The 17065-nt window shown below is 58.8% G+C and carries 11 protein-coding genes and 1 pseudogene; 9 read left to right on the top strand and 3 right to left on the bottom strand.

From position 1 onward, the window contains the following. The first annotated feature begins 36 nt into the window (after window positions 1–36). On the top strand, window positions 37–888 hold the full coding sequence (gene ispE / locus SALLO_RS16795) for a 4-(cytidine 5'-diphospho)-2-C-methyl-D-erythritol kinase (RefSeq protein WP_022836418.1): 852 nt from the start codon (window positions 37–39) through the stop codon (window positions 886–888). Between the two features lie 223 nt (window positions 889–1111). On the opposite strand, the gene SALLO_RS16790 is transcribed toward ispE, so the two are convergent. Next, a complete protein-coding gene (locus SALLO_RS16790; protein WP_022836417.1) occupies window positions 1112–2314 on the bottom strand; it encodes an OprO/OprP family phosphate-selective porin in 1203 nt (400 codons plus the stop codon). Between the two features lie 127 nt (window positions 2315–2441). Further along, entirely contained in the window at window positions 2442–3323 is an 882-nt protein-coding gene (locus SALLO_RS0111320; RefSeq protein WP_022836416.1) for a rhomboid family intramembrane serine protease, read from the bottom strand. A 617-nt stretch (window positions 3324–3940) separates the two neighbouring features. Here SALLO_RS0111320 and SALLO_RS0111310 point away from each other — a divergent pair. Further along, entirely contained in the window at window positions 3941–4633 is a 693-nt protein-coding gene (locus tag SALLO_RS0111310) for a hypothetical protein (RefSeq protein ID WP_022836415.1), read from the top strand. 117 nt (window positions 4634–4750) lie between these two features. On the opposite strand, the gene radA is transcribed toward SALLO_RS0111310, so the two are convergent. Continuing rightward, window positions 4751–6142, bottom strand: coding sequence for a DNA repair protein RadA (gene radA, locus SALLO_RS0111305; protein ID WP_022836414.1), 1392 nt, complete (start codon window positions 6140–6142; stop codon window positions 4751–4753). A 195-nt stretch (window positions 6143–6337) separates the two neighbouring features. Between radA and SALLO_RS18970 the strand changes: the two are divergent. The 7 genes and pseudogenes from SALLO_RS18970 (at window position 6338) to SALLO_RS0111265 (ending at window position 17050) form a co-directional block, all read left to right on the top strand. Further along, window positions 6338–7096: pseudogene (locus SALLO_RS18970) on the top strand (DUF5655 domain-containing protein). 280 nt (window positions 7097–7376) lie between these two features. Continuing rightward, window positions 7377–8027: an OmpA/MotB family protein gene (locus SALLO_RS17890; protein ID WP_022836412.1), complete on the top strand. Its 651-nt coding sequence runs from the start codon at window positions 7377–7379 to the stop codon at window positions 8025–8027. 276 nt (window positions 8028–8303) lie between these two features. Further along, entirely contained in the window at window positions 8304–9467 is a 1164-nt protein-coding gene (locus tag SALLO_RS0111285; RefSeq protein WP_157621419.1) for a hypothetical protein, read from the top strand. Between the two features lie 40 nt (window positions 9468–9507). Further along, entirely contained in the window at window positions 9508–9918 is a 411-nt protein-coding gene (locus tag SALLO_RS0111280) for a hypothetical protein (RefSeq protein ID WP_022836410.1), read from the top strand. 155 nt (window positions 9919–10073) lie between these two features. After that, window positions 10074–11804: a hypothetical protein gene (locus SALLO_RS0111275; RefSeq protein ID WP_022836409.1), complete on the top strand. Its 1731-nt coding sequence runs from the start codon at window positions 10074–10076 to the stop codon at window positions 11802–11804. A 115-nt stretch (window positions 11805–11919) separates the two neighbouring features. Further along, window positions 11920–15570, top strand: a complete 3651-nt coding sequence (locus SALLO_RS0111270; protein ID WP_157621417.1) for an acetate and sugar kinases/Hsc70/actin family protein — start codon at window positions 11920–11922, stop codon at window positions 15568–15570. A 49-nt stretch (window positions 15571–15619) separates the two neighbouring features. Then, the gene (locus SALLO_RS0111265; RefSeq protein ID WP_022836407.1) at window positions 15620–17050 is read left to right on the top strand and encodes a cell division protein ZapB; all 1431 of its coding nucleotides are present in this window, start codon (window positions 15620–15622) and stop codon (window positions 17048–17050) included. Window positions 17051–17065: the final 15 nt, after the last annotated feature.

Below are 17065 nucleotides of genomic sequence, written 5' to 3'. Positions count from 1 at the left end.
GCAACGCGCGCTTTCGTTACACCCCCCGGTCTTTTTATGGACATCGCAGCCCCCGCCAAAATTAACATCGGCCTTCACGTCTTGCGGAAGCGCCCAGACGGCTTCCACGACCTTGCCACCGTCTTTCATCGCATCGGCTGGGCCGACCGGATTACAGCGGAACCCGCCGAGGCGCTCACGCTCACCTGCTCCGATCCGGCGCTGCCCACCGACGCGGAGAACCTGTGCCTGCAGGCGGCGATGGCGCTGCGCGACGCCTTTGGCGTGTCCCATGGCGCACGCCTGCACCTCGACAAGCGCGTGCCTTACGGCGCGGGGCTGGGCAGCGGATCGAGCGACGCCGCGGCTACGCTGCGCCTGCTGGTTCGGCTCTGGGAGCTTGACGCGCCGCCCGCGCAGCTCCACGCCCTCGCCGCCCGGTTGGGATCGGACGTGCCCTTTTTTCTGCTCGATGCGCCGGCGGCCTACGCCACGGGTCGGGGCGAGCAGCTGACCCCGCTGCATACGGCCGGCGGCGGGCCGTTTCGGCTCACGCATCCGCTGGCGGTGGTGGTGCCGCCGGTGCACGTGTCGACGCCCGCGGCGTACGGCTGGGTGACGCCGTCGGATGACGACCGGCCCGACCTGCCGTCGCTGGTGCGTAGCAACGCCCCGGATCGGTGGCGCGCGGCCCTCGGGAATGATTTCGAGGCACCCGTCATGGACCGGCATCCGGCGGTGGGAACCGCGCGGCAACTCCTGTACGACAGCGGCGCCGTCTACGCGGCCCTCTCGGGCTCGGGCGCGGCCGTTTGGGGTGTGTTCGCTGATACCGATGCCGCGGCGCGGGCAGCCGCCACGGCCCGTACCCGCGCGGGCTGGCGGGCCTACCACGAGGCCCCACAGTAACACGCAGGCCGATTCGTCTTGAGGGAGGAACCGCCACCGTGAAGCGTATCCTTTTGCGGCATGGAGATCCTCACGTCATTTTAGTGCTGTAGGGCAAACCGGCCCGAATGGTCATCTGAACCATCGACGCTTGACGCTCCCCCCAACCTTTCATGTCATTGCGAGCGAAGGGATGATTTGCCAGAACGTTGGGCGGGCTGTTGCACAGCCGACTGAGCCATCGCTAAAAGACGAGCTGCATGCGTCCGAGGAGGGCATGCTCGGTGGGGCGATCGGCGGCCGCGCCGAAGGTATCGAACGCCGTCTGTTCGTAGTTGAGCACAAAGCGGACGTTTTGGTTGGGATACCAGCTGAAGCCCACGGCCCAGGCCCGCGCCGACTGCGCCGCCTCCGCCGGCCGCGCAAAGGCCGGAAAGGTGGCGGCATCCAACGAGAGGCCGTGCACGCGTGCATCCAGCGAAAATGCGCCGATGCCGCCCGCGTGGAGCGGCTGCTGCGGCACGAGGCGCCCGAAGCGCGCGTCTTCGCCCGTGAGCATGACGCCCGCCGCAACCTGCCACGCGGTGTGCGTGAGGGTGGCCTGGGCCCCGCCGTTTTGTACCGCCTGCGTCGCCCACACGTACTCGCCCATGAGGCCCACCGGCCCCACGTACCAGTAACCCTGCGGCGCGAGGTGCTGGCGAACGCCGTCGGCGACGGTGGACGGCGCGTAGGCAAAAAAGGATTGGCGTCCGGAGGTGCGAAACCGGCTGAGCTGGGCCGCCTGCGCCGTGCCCTGCGCCTCGCCCGCCGAAGCGCCAACGCCCAGGCCCAATCCGCGAAGGGCCGGGGCGCCCTGCGCAAACGGATGCACGAACACGCGCGCCGCCACATCGCTCAGGTTGTCGCTGTCGGTGCCCGCGCTGGTCCCGCTGGGCACGCCGTTAAAAACGCCCACGCTGTACTGCACCCGATCGGCGGCCGCGCTGCCATGCACCATCACGCCCGCGCTGCGGCCCGGCACCAACGCCGTGGGAAAGGCCCGCTCGATGAGGTGCATGTAGTAGGGGCTCTGGGCAAACTCAAGCCCCACGGGCATCTTAAACGTGCCGCCACGCAGCTGAAGCGCCGGCGCCAGCCGCATGTTCACGTACGCATCGTCGAGGCCTGCAGTCCCTTGCCCGAAGTTGGGCATGACGCGGACGCTAAAGCGCTCGTAGATCGTTCCCTCCACGATGATGCGCGCGCGGCGCAGGGCGAACTGCTCGGCGCCCGGGGCCGGCTGATCGGTCGGAAAAAAGCGGCCATCGGCCTGCACGGCGCCGCCCACGTGCACGGTTACCGCTTCCGTTTGCACGTTAAGCCCGGACGGTTGGGCATATCCATTGGCAACGAACAACACAAAGAGGGGCACGAAAGCCACAGCACGAAAGAGCGCACGACGCATAAACACGAGGTGTGGTGAGGAGAACGAGGCGATACCGAAACGTACGGCACGCGTCGTATGCGCCCGAGGCGGTAGCTGGTTCCCATCGCGCCGGAGCGGCGACAGCCCGCGCTGCACGCCGCAGGTGTCACGATTGACTGGCGCGCTCTAGGGTTTCGCGTTCCTCTGCGCTCAGCGCATCGTAGCCCTTCTCGCTGATCTTATCGAGGATGCGGTCGACCTCCTTATCCATTGCCCGGCTGCGCTGGCGCCACGCCCCTTTCTTGTTGCGCGCTGAGCCGTCGGTAGAGGACGAGCGTCGCATCCATCCGCCGCCCGATGCGGACGAGCTCGTAGAGTCGGAGCGGTCGGTAAAGGCGCGGGCCCACGAGGAGAGGTCGAGGCCGCGTTGCTCGCCGCGCACAAAGCCCCACGCCACCAACGCACCGCCCCAGTGGGCCGTCACCGACACGCTCGATCCGAACAGGAAAAAGAGCAGGTCGAGGGCCAAAAAGACGAGCAGCACATTCAGCAGCCGGAACGTGCCAAACAGGAACAGCGCGATCTTTTTGTAGGGATAGAAGAGCGCCACGCCCATCAGCACGGCAATCACCGACCCGGAGGCACCGTAGATGACGTCGCCCACAAAGAACGGCGCAATCGGGTGCAGCAGCACCGAAAGCAGCGCGCCGCCCACCCCACCCATCAGGTACAACGCCAGCAGCTGATGGCCGCCGTGCAACTCTTCCAGCTCGCGACCCACCCAGTAGAGCCAGAGCATGTTGAACAGGATGTGCAAGAAGCCGCCGAGGCCGCTGCCCAGGTGCAAAAAGCTGTAGGTGACGAGCTGCCACGGCTCCAGCAGAATGCCAGGCAGGGCCGGATGCAACGCCAGGTGATCCCACACGAAGCGCATGCCGGCCGGCCACAGGCCCAGGAGCACCGTAGCCACGTACAGCGCAGCGTTGATGGTGAGCAGCGCGCGCAGCACCGGCGGCTGCTGGCGGTACCAGGTCTGAAACTGATTCACGAGGCTCGGGCGTGAGGCATTGAGGACAGAAACAATCCGCGGGCCACGGGCCGCAGCGGATGATGTTATACCACCGGTGCGGCTAGAGGTTTTTGCGCAGAAGAAGCGTGGGCAGGACTCTAGCACGGGCAGCGAAATGCTCACGCATGGTTCGCGCAGTGCCAACAAAGTGGCAGATCTACTGGACGGGTTCTTTCAAAAAGAGCAGCGATCAAAGCCCTTGTCTTTTTGCATATTTGCATTTGGTTGTCTTATTTTAGAGTTACACTATGTGTGATAAACAAGAACAAACGCATACCCAGTCCGATGAGGATGTCTCGAAAACTCAAACGGGGGGGCAGATCCTCCTCTTAGCCTTCTGCTCCTTCATGCTTGCTCATGAAGCCCACGCTGGAGACTGCATCGCTACGGTGAATGCCTGTCTCCATATCGTGGATTATGAGTCAGATACCAATACAACGACGGTTACGGTGACTTGTGGAGGAAACGTGTCGTCTGAAACCTTCCAGGGAGACATAAGCACGCAAATGTGCCGCCTATACACCCAGGTGCGTGAAGCCTGACGCGTGGGAATAAAACAACCCGTAGACGCTCAAACAACCAATCCATATAGACACATGTACGCATTACTCCGCTTACCTTGTGTGCTCCTATTCATTTTTGCTTTCGCCTTTGGTGGCTGCGACGACCCGATGGCACAAGAGGCAAAACAGCCAGTAGCGCCCACGCCGTCGTTTTCGCTTGATTATGCAACGCCTGCAGAAGGCATTCCGACGCTGGAATCCCACGATGAGGCGACCGTGCGTGTCTTTATGCAGAACCTGACGGACACGTATCAAGCTCTTGAAGCGGCATCAAATGCCGACACGTGGCAGAAGGCTCATACGGCCGTTCAATCTATCCTGAACAAAGGAACGACTTGTCCCGAGCCGTTCATGTGCAAGCAAGCAGCCGCCTACTTCATGATCGAGCGCTGGCTCGTTCGTGCAAAGGCAAACGTCCCAGATGACGTTGTGGCATCGTACACGTCCATGCTAATCGACACAAAGAGCCCAATGGCGCGTGCAATCTTACCAGCACTGCAGGCGCTGAAGGACACCTGGAGCGCGGCACGCATTCAGAAGGCCGCACACGTAGCCGCACAGGCAGGCATCAAAGAATTGTCTGAGACGGCAAAATGCGCTGGATGCGACCCGCAGACCGTGCTCCGGTCAATTTCCAACAAGACAGATGGGGCGTACGATGCACTGACCTATGCGCGTGAAGATGCTGTCATGGCACTCCTTGAGATGGCGCAACCGAAGAAATAGGCGCTGCAACGACAATGCACGTGCCGGTAGTGCAGAAGTAACGAAGCCTCGGCAGACGGTTGTCTGTCGGGGCTTCTGGCGCTGGACGCTATGATTTGTCGCTGGATGCGTGTAGCATTACAGAACGATGTCGAGCGCATCGGTGAGCCGCTTGGCGCCTTCCAACGCGAGCCCCTCGGGCGGCGCCGACACGCGCTCCAGGTTGTTGTGCGGAACGACCGCGCGATCGAACCCGAGCTTGTCGATCTCCTTAAGGCGCGGCGGCAGCTGGCTGACGGTACGAATTTCACCCGCGAGGCCCACTTCCCCCACAAGCACCGCCGTCGTATCGCTGGGGATGTCGCGAAAGGACGAGGCCGCCGCCACGGCCACGCCAAGGTCGACGGCCGGCTCGTCGAGCGTCACGCCGCCGGCCACATTCACAAACACGTCGTAGTCGCTAAACGCGAGGCCCGCGCGCTTTTCGAGGACGGCCAGCAGCATCTGCAGGCGCTTGTACGGAAAGCCCGTCGTGGTACGTTGGGGCGTGCCGTACGAGCTGGGCGTCACCAGCGCCTGAATTTCCACGAGCACCGGGCGGGTGCCCTCCATCGAGCACACCACCGCCGAGCCGCTGACGCCGTAGCCGCGCTCCGATAGAAAAATCTCGCTGGGGTTGGGCACCTCGCGCAGGCCGTCTTCGCGCATCTCGAATACGCCAATCTCGTTGGCCGCGCCAAACCGGTTTTTGACGCTGCGCAAGATGCGGTACGCGTGGTGGCGGTCGCCCTCGAAGTAAAGGACGGTATCCACCATGTGCTCCAGCACGCGCGGCCCGGCGATGGTGCCCTTTTTGGTGACGTGGCCCACGAGGAAGCTCGAAAACTCGAGGTCTTTGGTGAGCTTGAGGAGCGAGGCAGTGCTCTCGCGCACCTGGCTCACCGACCCCGGCGCGCTCGTCAGGTCGGGCCGGTAGATGGTCTGGATCGAATCGACGACCATGAGGTCGGGCGCGAGGTCTTGCACCGCCGCGCTGATCTCCTCGACGTTGGTTTCGGCCATCAGGAAGAGGTTGTCGGTATCGACGCCCAGGCGCTGCGCACGCAGCTTCACCTGGCGCTTCGACTCCTCCCCCGTAACGTACAGGATGGTGTGGTGGGGCAGGTGGCGGCCCAGCTCCGTCATGAGCGTGCTCTTGCCGATGCCGGGGTCGCCCGCGATGAGGCTAAAGGAGCCCTGCATGATGCCGCCGCCCATCACGCGGTCGAACTCGGGGCGTCCGGTGCGCAGGCGCGCCGCCTCGGTGAGCTCCACGTCGGTGATGCGCTCGGGGGCCACGCGCGGGCCGCGGCCCGTTGTGCCGTTCGAGGGCGCGTCCGATGCCCCCTTGGGCACGCGGGCCTTCACTTCAGCAGCCGGGGCCTCCTCCACGAGCGTATTCCACGCGCCGCAGCCTGGACACTTGCCCATCCACTTGTGGGCGACGTGCCCGCATTCCTGACACACGAACTGCGGATTATCTTTGGCCATGGGGGCGCGGGGGCTCGGCAGGGGGGATGCGAAGCATGCAGCGACGCCCCGTATACGAGCGGGCCCGGCGGGGCGTTGCATTACTTACAGCGCTTTTCCTGTGCCGAACGACCCAATCGCTGTGTGATTACTTTTTTGTGTTTGTGCCGCTGACTCGCTTTTCTATCGTGCACTATTCATTGAATTGGTTCGTCTATGTCCGATATCAAACGCTTTCGCACAGCGAATGGAACGGTCGAAGAACTGAGCGACCGATCTCTTGCCGTGGAAAACCCATTCAGGAGCTCATCGAAAAACATCTAGACGCCTTCCTCGGGGTACAATTTCTTGCTTCCTAATTTAGCACCGGCCCAAAGCACGGCGGACGCATCGACTCGCTCGGACTCGACGAAAGTGGCTATCCAGTCATCATTGAGTACAAGCATGCGATATATCAGAATGTCATCAACCAGGGGCTCTTTTACTTGGACTGGCTGATGGACCATCGGGGCGACTTCGAGCTGCTGGTGATGGAGCAACTCGGCAACAATGCCGCAGAGACGATCGAACGGCGTCGGCGCAAGAACGACAAGCAGGCGCATCGTTGGGCAACGCGACAACCTATAAAACCGTCACGGATTATCTGGCGACCGTCAATCGGGAATTAATAGATCGCTACGAAGCGGTGCGAGCATACTGCACCGAACTCGGCGACGACGTCCAAGAGAACGCTCAAGTATTACGTTGCTTTCAAGCGGCGAAAGAACGTTGCGTGCGTGGAGGCCCCCCACCAGCAGTCCGGTGGTTGTGTACGTGAAACCTGACTTCGAGGACTCCGCGCTGATAGGCTGCATCGCAGCCGATGAAGCACTTCGGGACGTGCGCGACGTTGGGCACTACGGAACCGGTAATCTCGAAATCCGGCGCACGCATCCGGGAGATTTTGAACCCACGCAAGACCTAATCGCCCAGTAGCTACGAGCGCAGCTGATGGTTGATGACGCAAACGTCATTGGAGCCTTTACGTGCTTCTTTCCCTTCGACAAAGATCTTGCGAACAAAGCTGTAGCTAAACCTCTTGCAATTCTTCAGCGGTTTAGATAGATTAGTATGTGAGCGCTAAAAGCGATATACCACATCATCCAATCCTGCATGTTGAAGTTTCTCGGTAGCAATATGAAAACATAAAGGACTCCTTTTGATCACCTCCACCTCCTGATGCGCTTCCTGTCGCCCGTTGCGACTGTCTCTTGATATGGCCCGCACACGCACCGATACCCTCAACGTTTGGCCGGCGTTCACCGATACCATGCTAGCATTTGTGCTGGTATTGGTGTTGATGATCAGCTATCAGGTGGCCCGCTCTGTTGATCTTTCAAAACCTACGAAAGTCGATCCTGGGGTACGCCAGCGCGAACAAGATCAGCAGCGCGTTGCGCAACTTGTTAACTCGTTTCAGGCACAGGGATACAACATCCAGCTCAATACGAATGGGGTCATTCAAAACTTGTCGTTTGGTTCAGATGTGACGTTCCAGAGCGGTGATGCGGTACTCAGTGATCAAGGGAGCATGCTGCTTGATAAGTTGGCGCGCGCCATCACGGGGCACAGCGGCAATCAACGGTTGCAAACGCTCAAAGAGATCCAGGTGGCCGGGCACACCGACAACGTGCCAATCAACAATCAAAAGTTTCAGTCGAATTGGGAGTTAAGCACGGCACGCGCCACGCGCGTCGTGGAATCACTCATTGCCTCAGGCGTCGACCCAAGTAAGGTGACGATGTCAGCCACAGGATATGGGCAATACACGCCCCGTGCCTCCAACGCTACTCTTACGGGGCGAAAACGAAATCGCCGCATTGAGATGCGGCTCATTTACACCAACAAGCTTTCCCAAAAGGGATGAGGTACTGATGGATAAGACGAATCGCCACTACTTTCTGAAAGCGACATGTCCCTGATGGATATTGGAACCAACAAACCATGGGTTGTGGGGGGCGGCCTAGTTGTCGTTGCCTTACTCGTCACAATCGTTTTGTCTTCGTGCAACGGGTTATCGCAAGAAGAGGCTGCAGCCGTAACCGAGCGTGTAATGGATAAGGTGCGGCCTGTGGGCAGCCTTGTGTCGGTCCCGCAGAAAGATCTTGGTACCATTTCTGCTTACGTGGATCGGTCGCTAAGCATGCGTCCCTTCACTACGTCCTCCTCGTCCACGTATTTCGATTTACTACGTGGTCTAAGCAACTTGCTGGCAGGCAACATTCAGTTTTATGGATTTGGGTTTCCGTCAGAGGCGACCGGCCAAAAGGCAGCACCGATCAACCCGGTGCTGTTAGAGGAGGCTTCAGCGTACACATATGTAAACAACGACTACGGTTCTTTTTTTGCTTCGCTCGTTGACACGGCGCAGGCGCGCACGCACTTGGTGATAAGCGACGGCGTACAGTCGGACGTGGACGGTGCGCGCTTCGGGGAAATCGTCGCAGCCATTGGCAACTGGCTCGAAGGCGGAGGCGTCTTTACGCTCATGGCTTATCGGGCGCCCTACCGGGGCACATATTATCACGAAGTACCGACCACGGGAACCGTGCAATACGCGTGTGACAATCGTCCCTTTTACATTTTTGGGTTTTTTCCCTCGCTCGATGCCCAGAAGGAAGCGCTTAAGATTCTTCGGAGCGGTAGCATGGCACCTGCACATGTGATTCGGATTGGGCAAGCAAGCGCTGCGATTGTTGCCCAGGAACGAGCCTACGCCCCGGTAAACAAGAGACGAGCACCGCGGATACTGGCCAACTTCGTCAAACACGGACGCACAAGTGCGCGGTATGATCATGTGTACTCGGGACGTCCAACCACTCCCAATAAGCGTGTGCCGCTGAGCTACGAAGTTCGATTCGACAGCACTGCTCCCTGGACGAACCTTCCAGATCGCGAAATGGAAACAGTGCGCGGGTCGCTGCAACCATCGTATACGCACTGGCGGATCGACACACTGGAGGTAGACGTGGACCCTCCAAACGTAGCTCTGACGCTCACAGAAAAGCCGCGCGTATTCGAGGCCCGCACAATTCCCGTGGCCGGCCAGCCGCTGCGCGCTCATCTCGTGACGCCCATGCTGTATCAAGCCAGCCAAAGCCGCCAGCGCGTCGCATCACTCCTTACTATCGGCCTGGAGCCAGCCGGAGCTAACGCCCTGGTTCCTGATGCCTTCTCCACGCGCCGCGACGACCGTCCCTCGGCCTGTAGCCAAACGCTCAACATGAAGCGTACCATGGGCGCTATACTGCGCGAGCACTATGTCGTAGGCCGCGCGCTACTCATTTTGCAATGGACAACTTCCTAACCTTCCACTACTCACAATCTTCCGAATCCCCTGAAGCTTTATGGTCATTTTTCTCATCGCGATTGGCTGTGGTATCCTTGCATACATCGGCGCTTGGGTAAAAGCAGACAGCGATATCAAAACCCAGTGGAGCCATGACGGCCCCGGACGCATTGCCGATCGACTGCGGAGCCGAAACCGTACGTGGCTCGGCGTCTCGTTTGCTATTTTTGTAGGACTGGCACTGCTTGAGGCGTTCATCCCCGACGTGCACTATCTGTTGGAAGACCTGCAGTACGTCATTGGCTCCCAGCCGTTGGGAATGCTTACCCTTGGAAGTGGCGGGGGCATCTCGTGGGCGCTCTACCTACTTACGCTATTCGCTATCGCCCTCGGCATACTGTTTGGTGCTAAAACAGCCTGCAATGCCCACGGCACAACGCGCGGCATTGCGCTCGGCCAACTCATATGAGTGAGTGTTGCCTGCGCGTCGTGAAGTAAGACGCTTGGCCTGTCTCAGCCGCTCCTTTTTGCTTGATGGCGGCTGGCCAGACCCACGCGAGCGCTTTACGGCGGCCGTTCAACGAAGCACCATAGCTTTATCTTCTGCTCTTACGATAACCTCTTATGTCTGACACTCTTTTTCTGATTACTGGCGGTGGCACCGGCGCGAAGGTCGCAGAATCGTTTGTTCACTTGTGCGCGGCCGGGCTTGCCCCGCCCAACGTGCACATACTGATGATTGATACGGATGCGACCAACGGCAATGTGCAGCGGGCTGCAAGCACCGAAAAGGCGTATTCGAATCTTCAGCAATACCCTTGGAGCGTAGATACCACCGTAAAAGAAAGTGGGTGGAACCCATTAGATCGTGGGAGTGCCGTTGGAACCCGTCTGTTCTCAACAACGCTGCGCTTGTATCCACTAACCGATCCATTGGATACCGTTACGGATGGAGGACTCAAAACGATGGTCGGCGACGACCGCGACATGCGGCAAGTCCTCGAACTGTTCTTTGACGAAAGTGAGCGGTCTGCAAAATGCGATGACGGCTTTCGGGCACGCCCCAATCTTGGTTGCCTGCACATTACCAACCACCTAAACAATCGGCTGCGCAAGAACAAACACGCGCAACGCTTCTTGAGCGCCCTTGGCGGCGCTGGAAACGGTGCAACGGCTCCCGTTCCTATTGTTGTTACCGCCTCGGTATTTGGCGGCACCGGAGCCTCCCTGCTTCCTGTGGTACGTGGATGTGTGGAACGAGCCCTCAAGGAGGAAGGCCACCTTCGGAATCTTGAAGCACTGACGTGGAATGCGGTCAAAATCCTACCGCACTACCGACCGACACACCGCAAAGAAAGCGTAGATCCCGATCGTTTTCTGCTGGATACGGCTAGTGCGTTGCAGTTTTACAGTAAGGTATATGGCAGCACTGAGTCATCAACCTACGAGGGCGTTTATCTCATTGGGTCTGATAACCCAGCACGCAATACCGTTGAGCCCAGTTTGGGAAGCGAGAAGCAGTCAAACCCTTCGTACTTCGAGGAGTTTTTGGGTGCACTCGCTGTGCTTGATGCCGCGAACGCTGCCGGAGATTCCCATGCGCGGCCCATTCGAGCATTCGTGCCCAACACCGAACAGTCTAGCATTGGGTGGAAGACGTTACCATATGCCAACGGTGAGGAATTAAAAGAACAATGGGGATACCTCTTGCACCTGGCAGCATTTTACTTGCACGAGGGCGGCCGTGACGACCTGAGTAAAGGACTTGAGCGACTGCTGCGCAGTATCTCGCCCGACCATCTGCAGCACTTCGGCTGGTATCGAGACATTATCGACCCCTGGGCGGAAAATAACCCTTCGTATAAAGGAGCAAGCAAAAACCGCCGTCCTGAAATGATTCAGGATGATGCATCATTAGGCAGTTTTACCTATGGACATATGCGAACGGAAGTAGCCGAGTACTTCGGCCGCTTGCTGCTCTGGGCCGAGACGGCTCTCAACGGCCCAAGCATCGATCTATTGGACTATGACGATAGCGACTACGCGGCCGTCCATAGTGCGATGTCTCAGATTAGTCCCGACGATGTAAACACGAGACATGCGAAGGGCGAATCGCGCACCATTGCGCCAGACGAGGACAACGCCATGATCCGAACGCTGCGCGCAGCACTGGCTGCCATGATACGTCTGAGCAATAATGATCGCCGGGTGAAGACAAAAGTCGCTACGTTTAACCTTATAAAAGGAAATCGCATACCGCTTGCCATCACGCGCGGAGATGTAGAGGCTGCTTTGAGCCGCAACGGCCTGCACAGCGTTCCTGATGGATACACGCGAACGGCCGTGACGGCCTAATGCCTGCCGCCATCTGTCGTTTGTTGCCGACACGCCTATTGCAAATGCCGTACGTCTGTCGTTGACGAAGGCATTAAACACCGTAGATTCTTCAACATCAATTTTTTGCTTTCACATGTCTCGATTTCTTCCTCCCGGCAATGCATTTCCATTCAATTCCCAAGACGGGGCGTTCGCTGAGGGCCCGACCGAGCGTCTCGAACAAATTGGAAGCGCCATGAACGTAAAGGATGCCTCCACGCTGGGGCGCATTCCATCGCCCGTAACCCGCGCGTACCTGTTCTATGCGAATCTATTTTTGCGCTCCCTGGGCGACGCAGAGGACCGCGACGAGGGGCATGCGTTAGCCTCCAAAGGTCGCCAAACTTTGCAGGCCAAGGCACGCCGTACGCTGCGGGGATTGCTCGCGACGTTTGCGTTACGCGATGTTTTAGATCTTGACATTCGGCTTCGCAGCATCCGGCTCAGCGAAAACGCCACGGACACCATTCGCTCGGTGCTGGTGCCCGCGCTACAGGCTACGCCGGGCGGCACCGATCAGTGGAATCCGGTGCGCTTCTACACGATATGGAACGACGGAACGGAAGAAGTGCTTGCCGGACGCTCGCCACTCACGGGCATCTACCCGGCGGCCACCCCGCCCAAGCGCTTATCCGGCCTGTACTGGTACGACCATGCCGCCCCAAACGCCCCGGTGCAGTGGTATGACCCCACAAGCGAAATGCTCGATCCCGAGGGCGCGATTAAAATTAGCCCCGAGACCCGCGAGCGCATGCGCGTGCTGATGAAGGCTTGGCTAGAGTATGCCATTAGCAATGTGGGCCGCAGCAAATTGAAGACCTCTGGCATGGAGGATCGCGATGCTGAGGCGCTCTTGGATGAACTGATACGCTGGCGTGATGACCTGTACAGCGTAGCGGTTCCCGACGATGTGGAGGTTGACACCCGTTCCATAGCCGACGATAACACTCCGGCGTTCCCGCTTCTGGATATCGTGGTGGACGCCTCCGATAAGTTTCTTTGGAGCGACTTGCCCATCCACGATGGTCGTCTTCTTGTAACCCACGAGCAGCTGCGATCAGAGAATGTCCGCGTGTACGGCCGGTACTTTGGTGGCTCTAGCTTGTTTAAGAATGAAGAAACACAAAGAAATCGTGGTGCGGAGCACTACGACACCATCATTCAATCGCTGCCGCGCGAAGGAGAAAATCTGGGGCAAGCGCTGGGGCTGGGGAGTGAAGCCATCCCTGTGCCCTTTTTGAATGTCGACAATCTCTTTACGCCGAATCTCACGATACTTACGACGTACGACCCCGAGCATGAGGAGCGGGGGGGGCTTTCCGCGGAATGGAAAGGGCTGGAGATTCAGACAAACAATATTGTGGAGTACTGCCTGCTCCCATTCGATCCTAAAATCTTGGAGATCATTGACGCCGAAACGTTGCTGGCGTCGGCCGAGGCCAACCTATCGCGCGATGGACAAAACTACATCGTGCGGCTTCGCTTTGGCGAGACCACCATTACAAAGCAGTACAGCGCAACCGGCGACGGTGCATACTGCATTGATCAGGCCATTGGACGCGACCAGTTCGATCTGCGGCTCTTTCCTAACTACGATGTAAGCGCAGTACGCCATCTCATCACGGCAAGCGATGATGGCGCAGGCTCGTCTGATGACGTATACTACGCCCGCTTACGCCTCTCGCCCCACTGGGATTTTCGAGATGTGCACCCGTTTGCGAAGGATGCGGAAGGCGCTGTTCGCATGCGCATTACCGATAACAGCGTGGAAGTTGGCGATGAGATAGAGCGCGGGGGTAGTGTGCGAAGTACGGGGGCCGCAATGTTCTATTCCATGTCCACGCAGCCCGATGGCTTTCACGTGCCAGACCGCGGGTTCTGTCTGCTCGACCTCAAAGATCCACGCAAGCCCGGGCAAGATGCTACCGAATGGGCTGTGGGTATCGACTTTGGCACCTCCAACACCTGCCTCGCCGTACGCAACGCCAGCGACGAAGCAGCCGAGCCCGAGATTCTGCAGCTTCCGGTGCTTACCACCACACTCCTCGAACGGCCCAACTACAACGCCCAATTTGGGCACGTTTTTGAAGGAGCAAGCGCCGCGTTGGACTTCTTCTATAACTTTAGCGGAGGCGACGATGCGCTAATGTCGCAGCTGTACTTTCCCACCCAAATCCTTACGCAGCAAGAGGCCGTGAGCCCGGGCGGGTCGTTTGAAGTTAAAAACGGCTTGATCTATTTCGATAACATCAGCCTAGCCGACCCTACGCTGCTCAGTCTCATCAGAGGGTTCCCGCAAGTACAGAGCGATGTCGCGCAACGCTTTAATCTGAAGCAGGACATCAAGTGGGATAACCGCGACTGGCTGAAAGTCTTCATGCTCCACCTCCGTAAGCAGGTGGTCCTCACAGCTGCAAAAGAAAATAGGCGCATCACCGACATTCACTTTTCGTATCCAAAGTCGTTTACGTACACCTTCCGCAACGACTTTAGAGATGATCTGGAGATGGTGTGGGGCGATCTTGTAGATACGAGACCGCTTCCCATGACGAGCGAAAGCGAGGCCGCCCGCGATTACGTGGTGGAGGGATACAACCAACACATCATCTTTGATGTAGGCGGTGGAACGACGGATATCATTGCCTTTGACGGACAGGCCCCCATTTTCCAAACATCATTCCGTTTGGCCGCTGGGCAGATGAACGATTACGTGCTGGCGTCTCCGGACTTCCGTCGGCTGTTCGTGGAGGCTGTAAAAGAGCGGGCGCCGCGCGTCCTTGAGGGCCAGATCAGCGACAACCTGTTGGAGAAATTCCAGAGCGGTGCCACAAGCGCCAAGGATAAGGGCGTCGTTCTTCAGCTGTGGCTGGGGCTGTTGCAGCGTATTTCTGACGTGAGCGAAGCGGGCAGATCGCGCCTGTTGGAGCGCACGCTTAATCACATGCGCTCGCAAGCTGAAGGGGCCAACGTCGTGAAAGGATTTTTCCTTACCAGCACGCTCCTCATGGGCGGACTGTCGTACTACACGGGGCAGTTGCTGCGTGTGGCCGCTGATGGTGGATTTGACAACGAGCCGTTTGAACTGTCGAAGGTTACGCTCACCCTAACGGGTAACGGTAGCCGCTTATACAACGTGTTGGGCGACGCCGAATACGCCTTTGATGACGTCATGGAGCAGCTCTTTCGGGCAGGAGCCAAGATCGACAACAACGACCTCCGCCTCGACTTTGAGGGGCTGTACGATTACAACGGAACGCCCGCGCCCAAAGTCACCGTCGCACTTGGCCTGTTGCGCTCCCAAGATGGAGACGAAATGGAAGACATCCCTACCGCAAATGTTGCTGCGGAAGCGGGCTATCCTATGTCCGAAGGCGAAACCTCTTTCGATACCTCACTGGTCGAGCTGTACCAGTCGGTGCTTAACAGAGACACCCGCTTTGAACCGCCTCGTACGGCACCGCCCAACCTGACGAAGTTCTTTGATGTGCTGGGCGAGGCGATGCCGTACGGAAAGAATGGTCAGTTCCCCGTTGTCCCGGGAGTCGCAGAGCATTGGACCAATGACTTGAAAGGGCCGATGTACACGCATGCGGTGCCCGACATCAAAAACCGAGGGTACGCCAATGCGCAATTGGCTGAGGGCTTTGAGAAGATGCCAGAGAATGAGCGGCCGGCGCTGGAGCCGCTCTTCATCGCGCAGCTCGTGGGACTGATAGACGCCATCCGCGAGGAGTACGCTGCATAACGCGTTGCGCGCATTCGCTTGGTCTGCTCACTTTCCTTGCCTGCTCCTCATGATTGCTTCCGCCCGACGCCCACAGCCCCACAGCCCATATCGTCTTGTTTGCGCGCTCCTGGCGCTTGTGGGGCTCGCGGCCCTCGGGGGGGCGCCACCGGCCGAGGTTAAGCTAAAACTGCTCTACGAGACCCCTGATTCGTCAAATACGCTGCCAAAAGGTACGGTCGTGCTCGTGCTGCAGCGCAAAGGCAGCAAAGCACAAACGCTTGCGGAGGTGTATCGCGAAGCGAAGCCGCGCACGGCGCTAAAGAGTGCGCTTGTTAAGGCAGGCAAAGACTCGCTGGGAGCTGTGCGCGACACGTTGGACGCACAAGGGGAAACCAAGGACAAATACCAAAAAAAGGAAATCTACTACCTCTTGGCTGAAACGCCGGATGGTGTGCTGTACGAAAGCACCGTATACGGATCAGAGGGCGAGAGCAGGGTAGCTGGCTTTGATTTAGTCAAGAGCGGCAAGATGACTATGCACCCCGTGCCAAAGGATGCGCGCGAGCAGATGGATGGGGCATTCAGTCAAGCCATGGGTGACTCATCACCCGAGGACGATGGGAAGCAAAAGGACAAGCCTGGGGGTTCAGGACCGAAAGACGGCGGGTGGGGGCTCTGGCTGTGGGGAGTCCTTGGCATTGTAGCCGTAGGCGGCGTGGCCTTGTGGTTGGTTTGGCGCAGGCGCGCGGGGCACCCGGGGCCTCCCGAAAAACACCATGCGAAGGTGAAAGAAGCCGAGAACTATCAGGAAAGCAATCGAAAGACACACAACGTAGGAGATCCAACAGAGCCTAGGGGTAAGCGGGTTGACAGCATACGCCTGAAGACGCCGGGCGGAGAAGCTACGGCCTCCGACTCCGCGTCTCCTGCACCTGATGCGCGGGCCCCGCTTCAGGACGAACTGGACGCGCTGCGACAAGAAAACAAACGGCTCAAGCAAGAGAAGCAAACCCTCGAAGATAAAATAGCAGCGCTGGAGGGTGACAACGATCCCGCCACCTCCACTGGGACGGCGGCCTCGTCGGCGGCCGCTGCTCCAACGGCGCCTCCGAAGCAAACCCCTCAGGAAAAAGTGGGCGACGTTTTTACTACCTGGTGCACGAGCCAGCCCGCCACGATGGTTGACAGATATTATGTCTTCAAAAACAAGGTGGAGGCTATCGCATCAGACGTTCAATTTCGGCGGATCTTCCGTGAGAAAAATGCTTCGGGTATCTTGTTTACCAAGAATGCCAGCGACCCGGTTGAGCACTGGCTCGTGGAGATTCGCGGCGAGTACTTGCTGCTTCCGCAGCCTTCTCGCGGACGCTTTTCAGAGCTTGCGCCCTGTTTTGGGGGCGAAAACATGCCCCCGTCGGCTATATCCAGCGCAACGCCGGCTGTTTTGAAGCGAAAGAATGGTCGGTTCGTCCTAGCGCAAAAAGGCCGCGTATCGTAGCGCAGCCCCTTCTTT

Origin of the sequence: Salisaeta longa DSM 21114, from assembly GCF_000419585.1 — a bacterium.
GTDB classification, from domain to species: Bacteria; Bacteroidota; Rhodothermia; order Rhodothermales; family Salinibacteraceae; genus Salisaeta; species Salisaeta longa.
The sequence above is the reverse complement of the archived record's forward strand: the minus strand, read 5'-3'. Positions and strand labels throughout refer to the sequence as shown.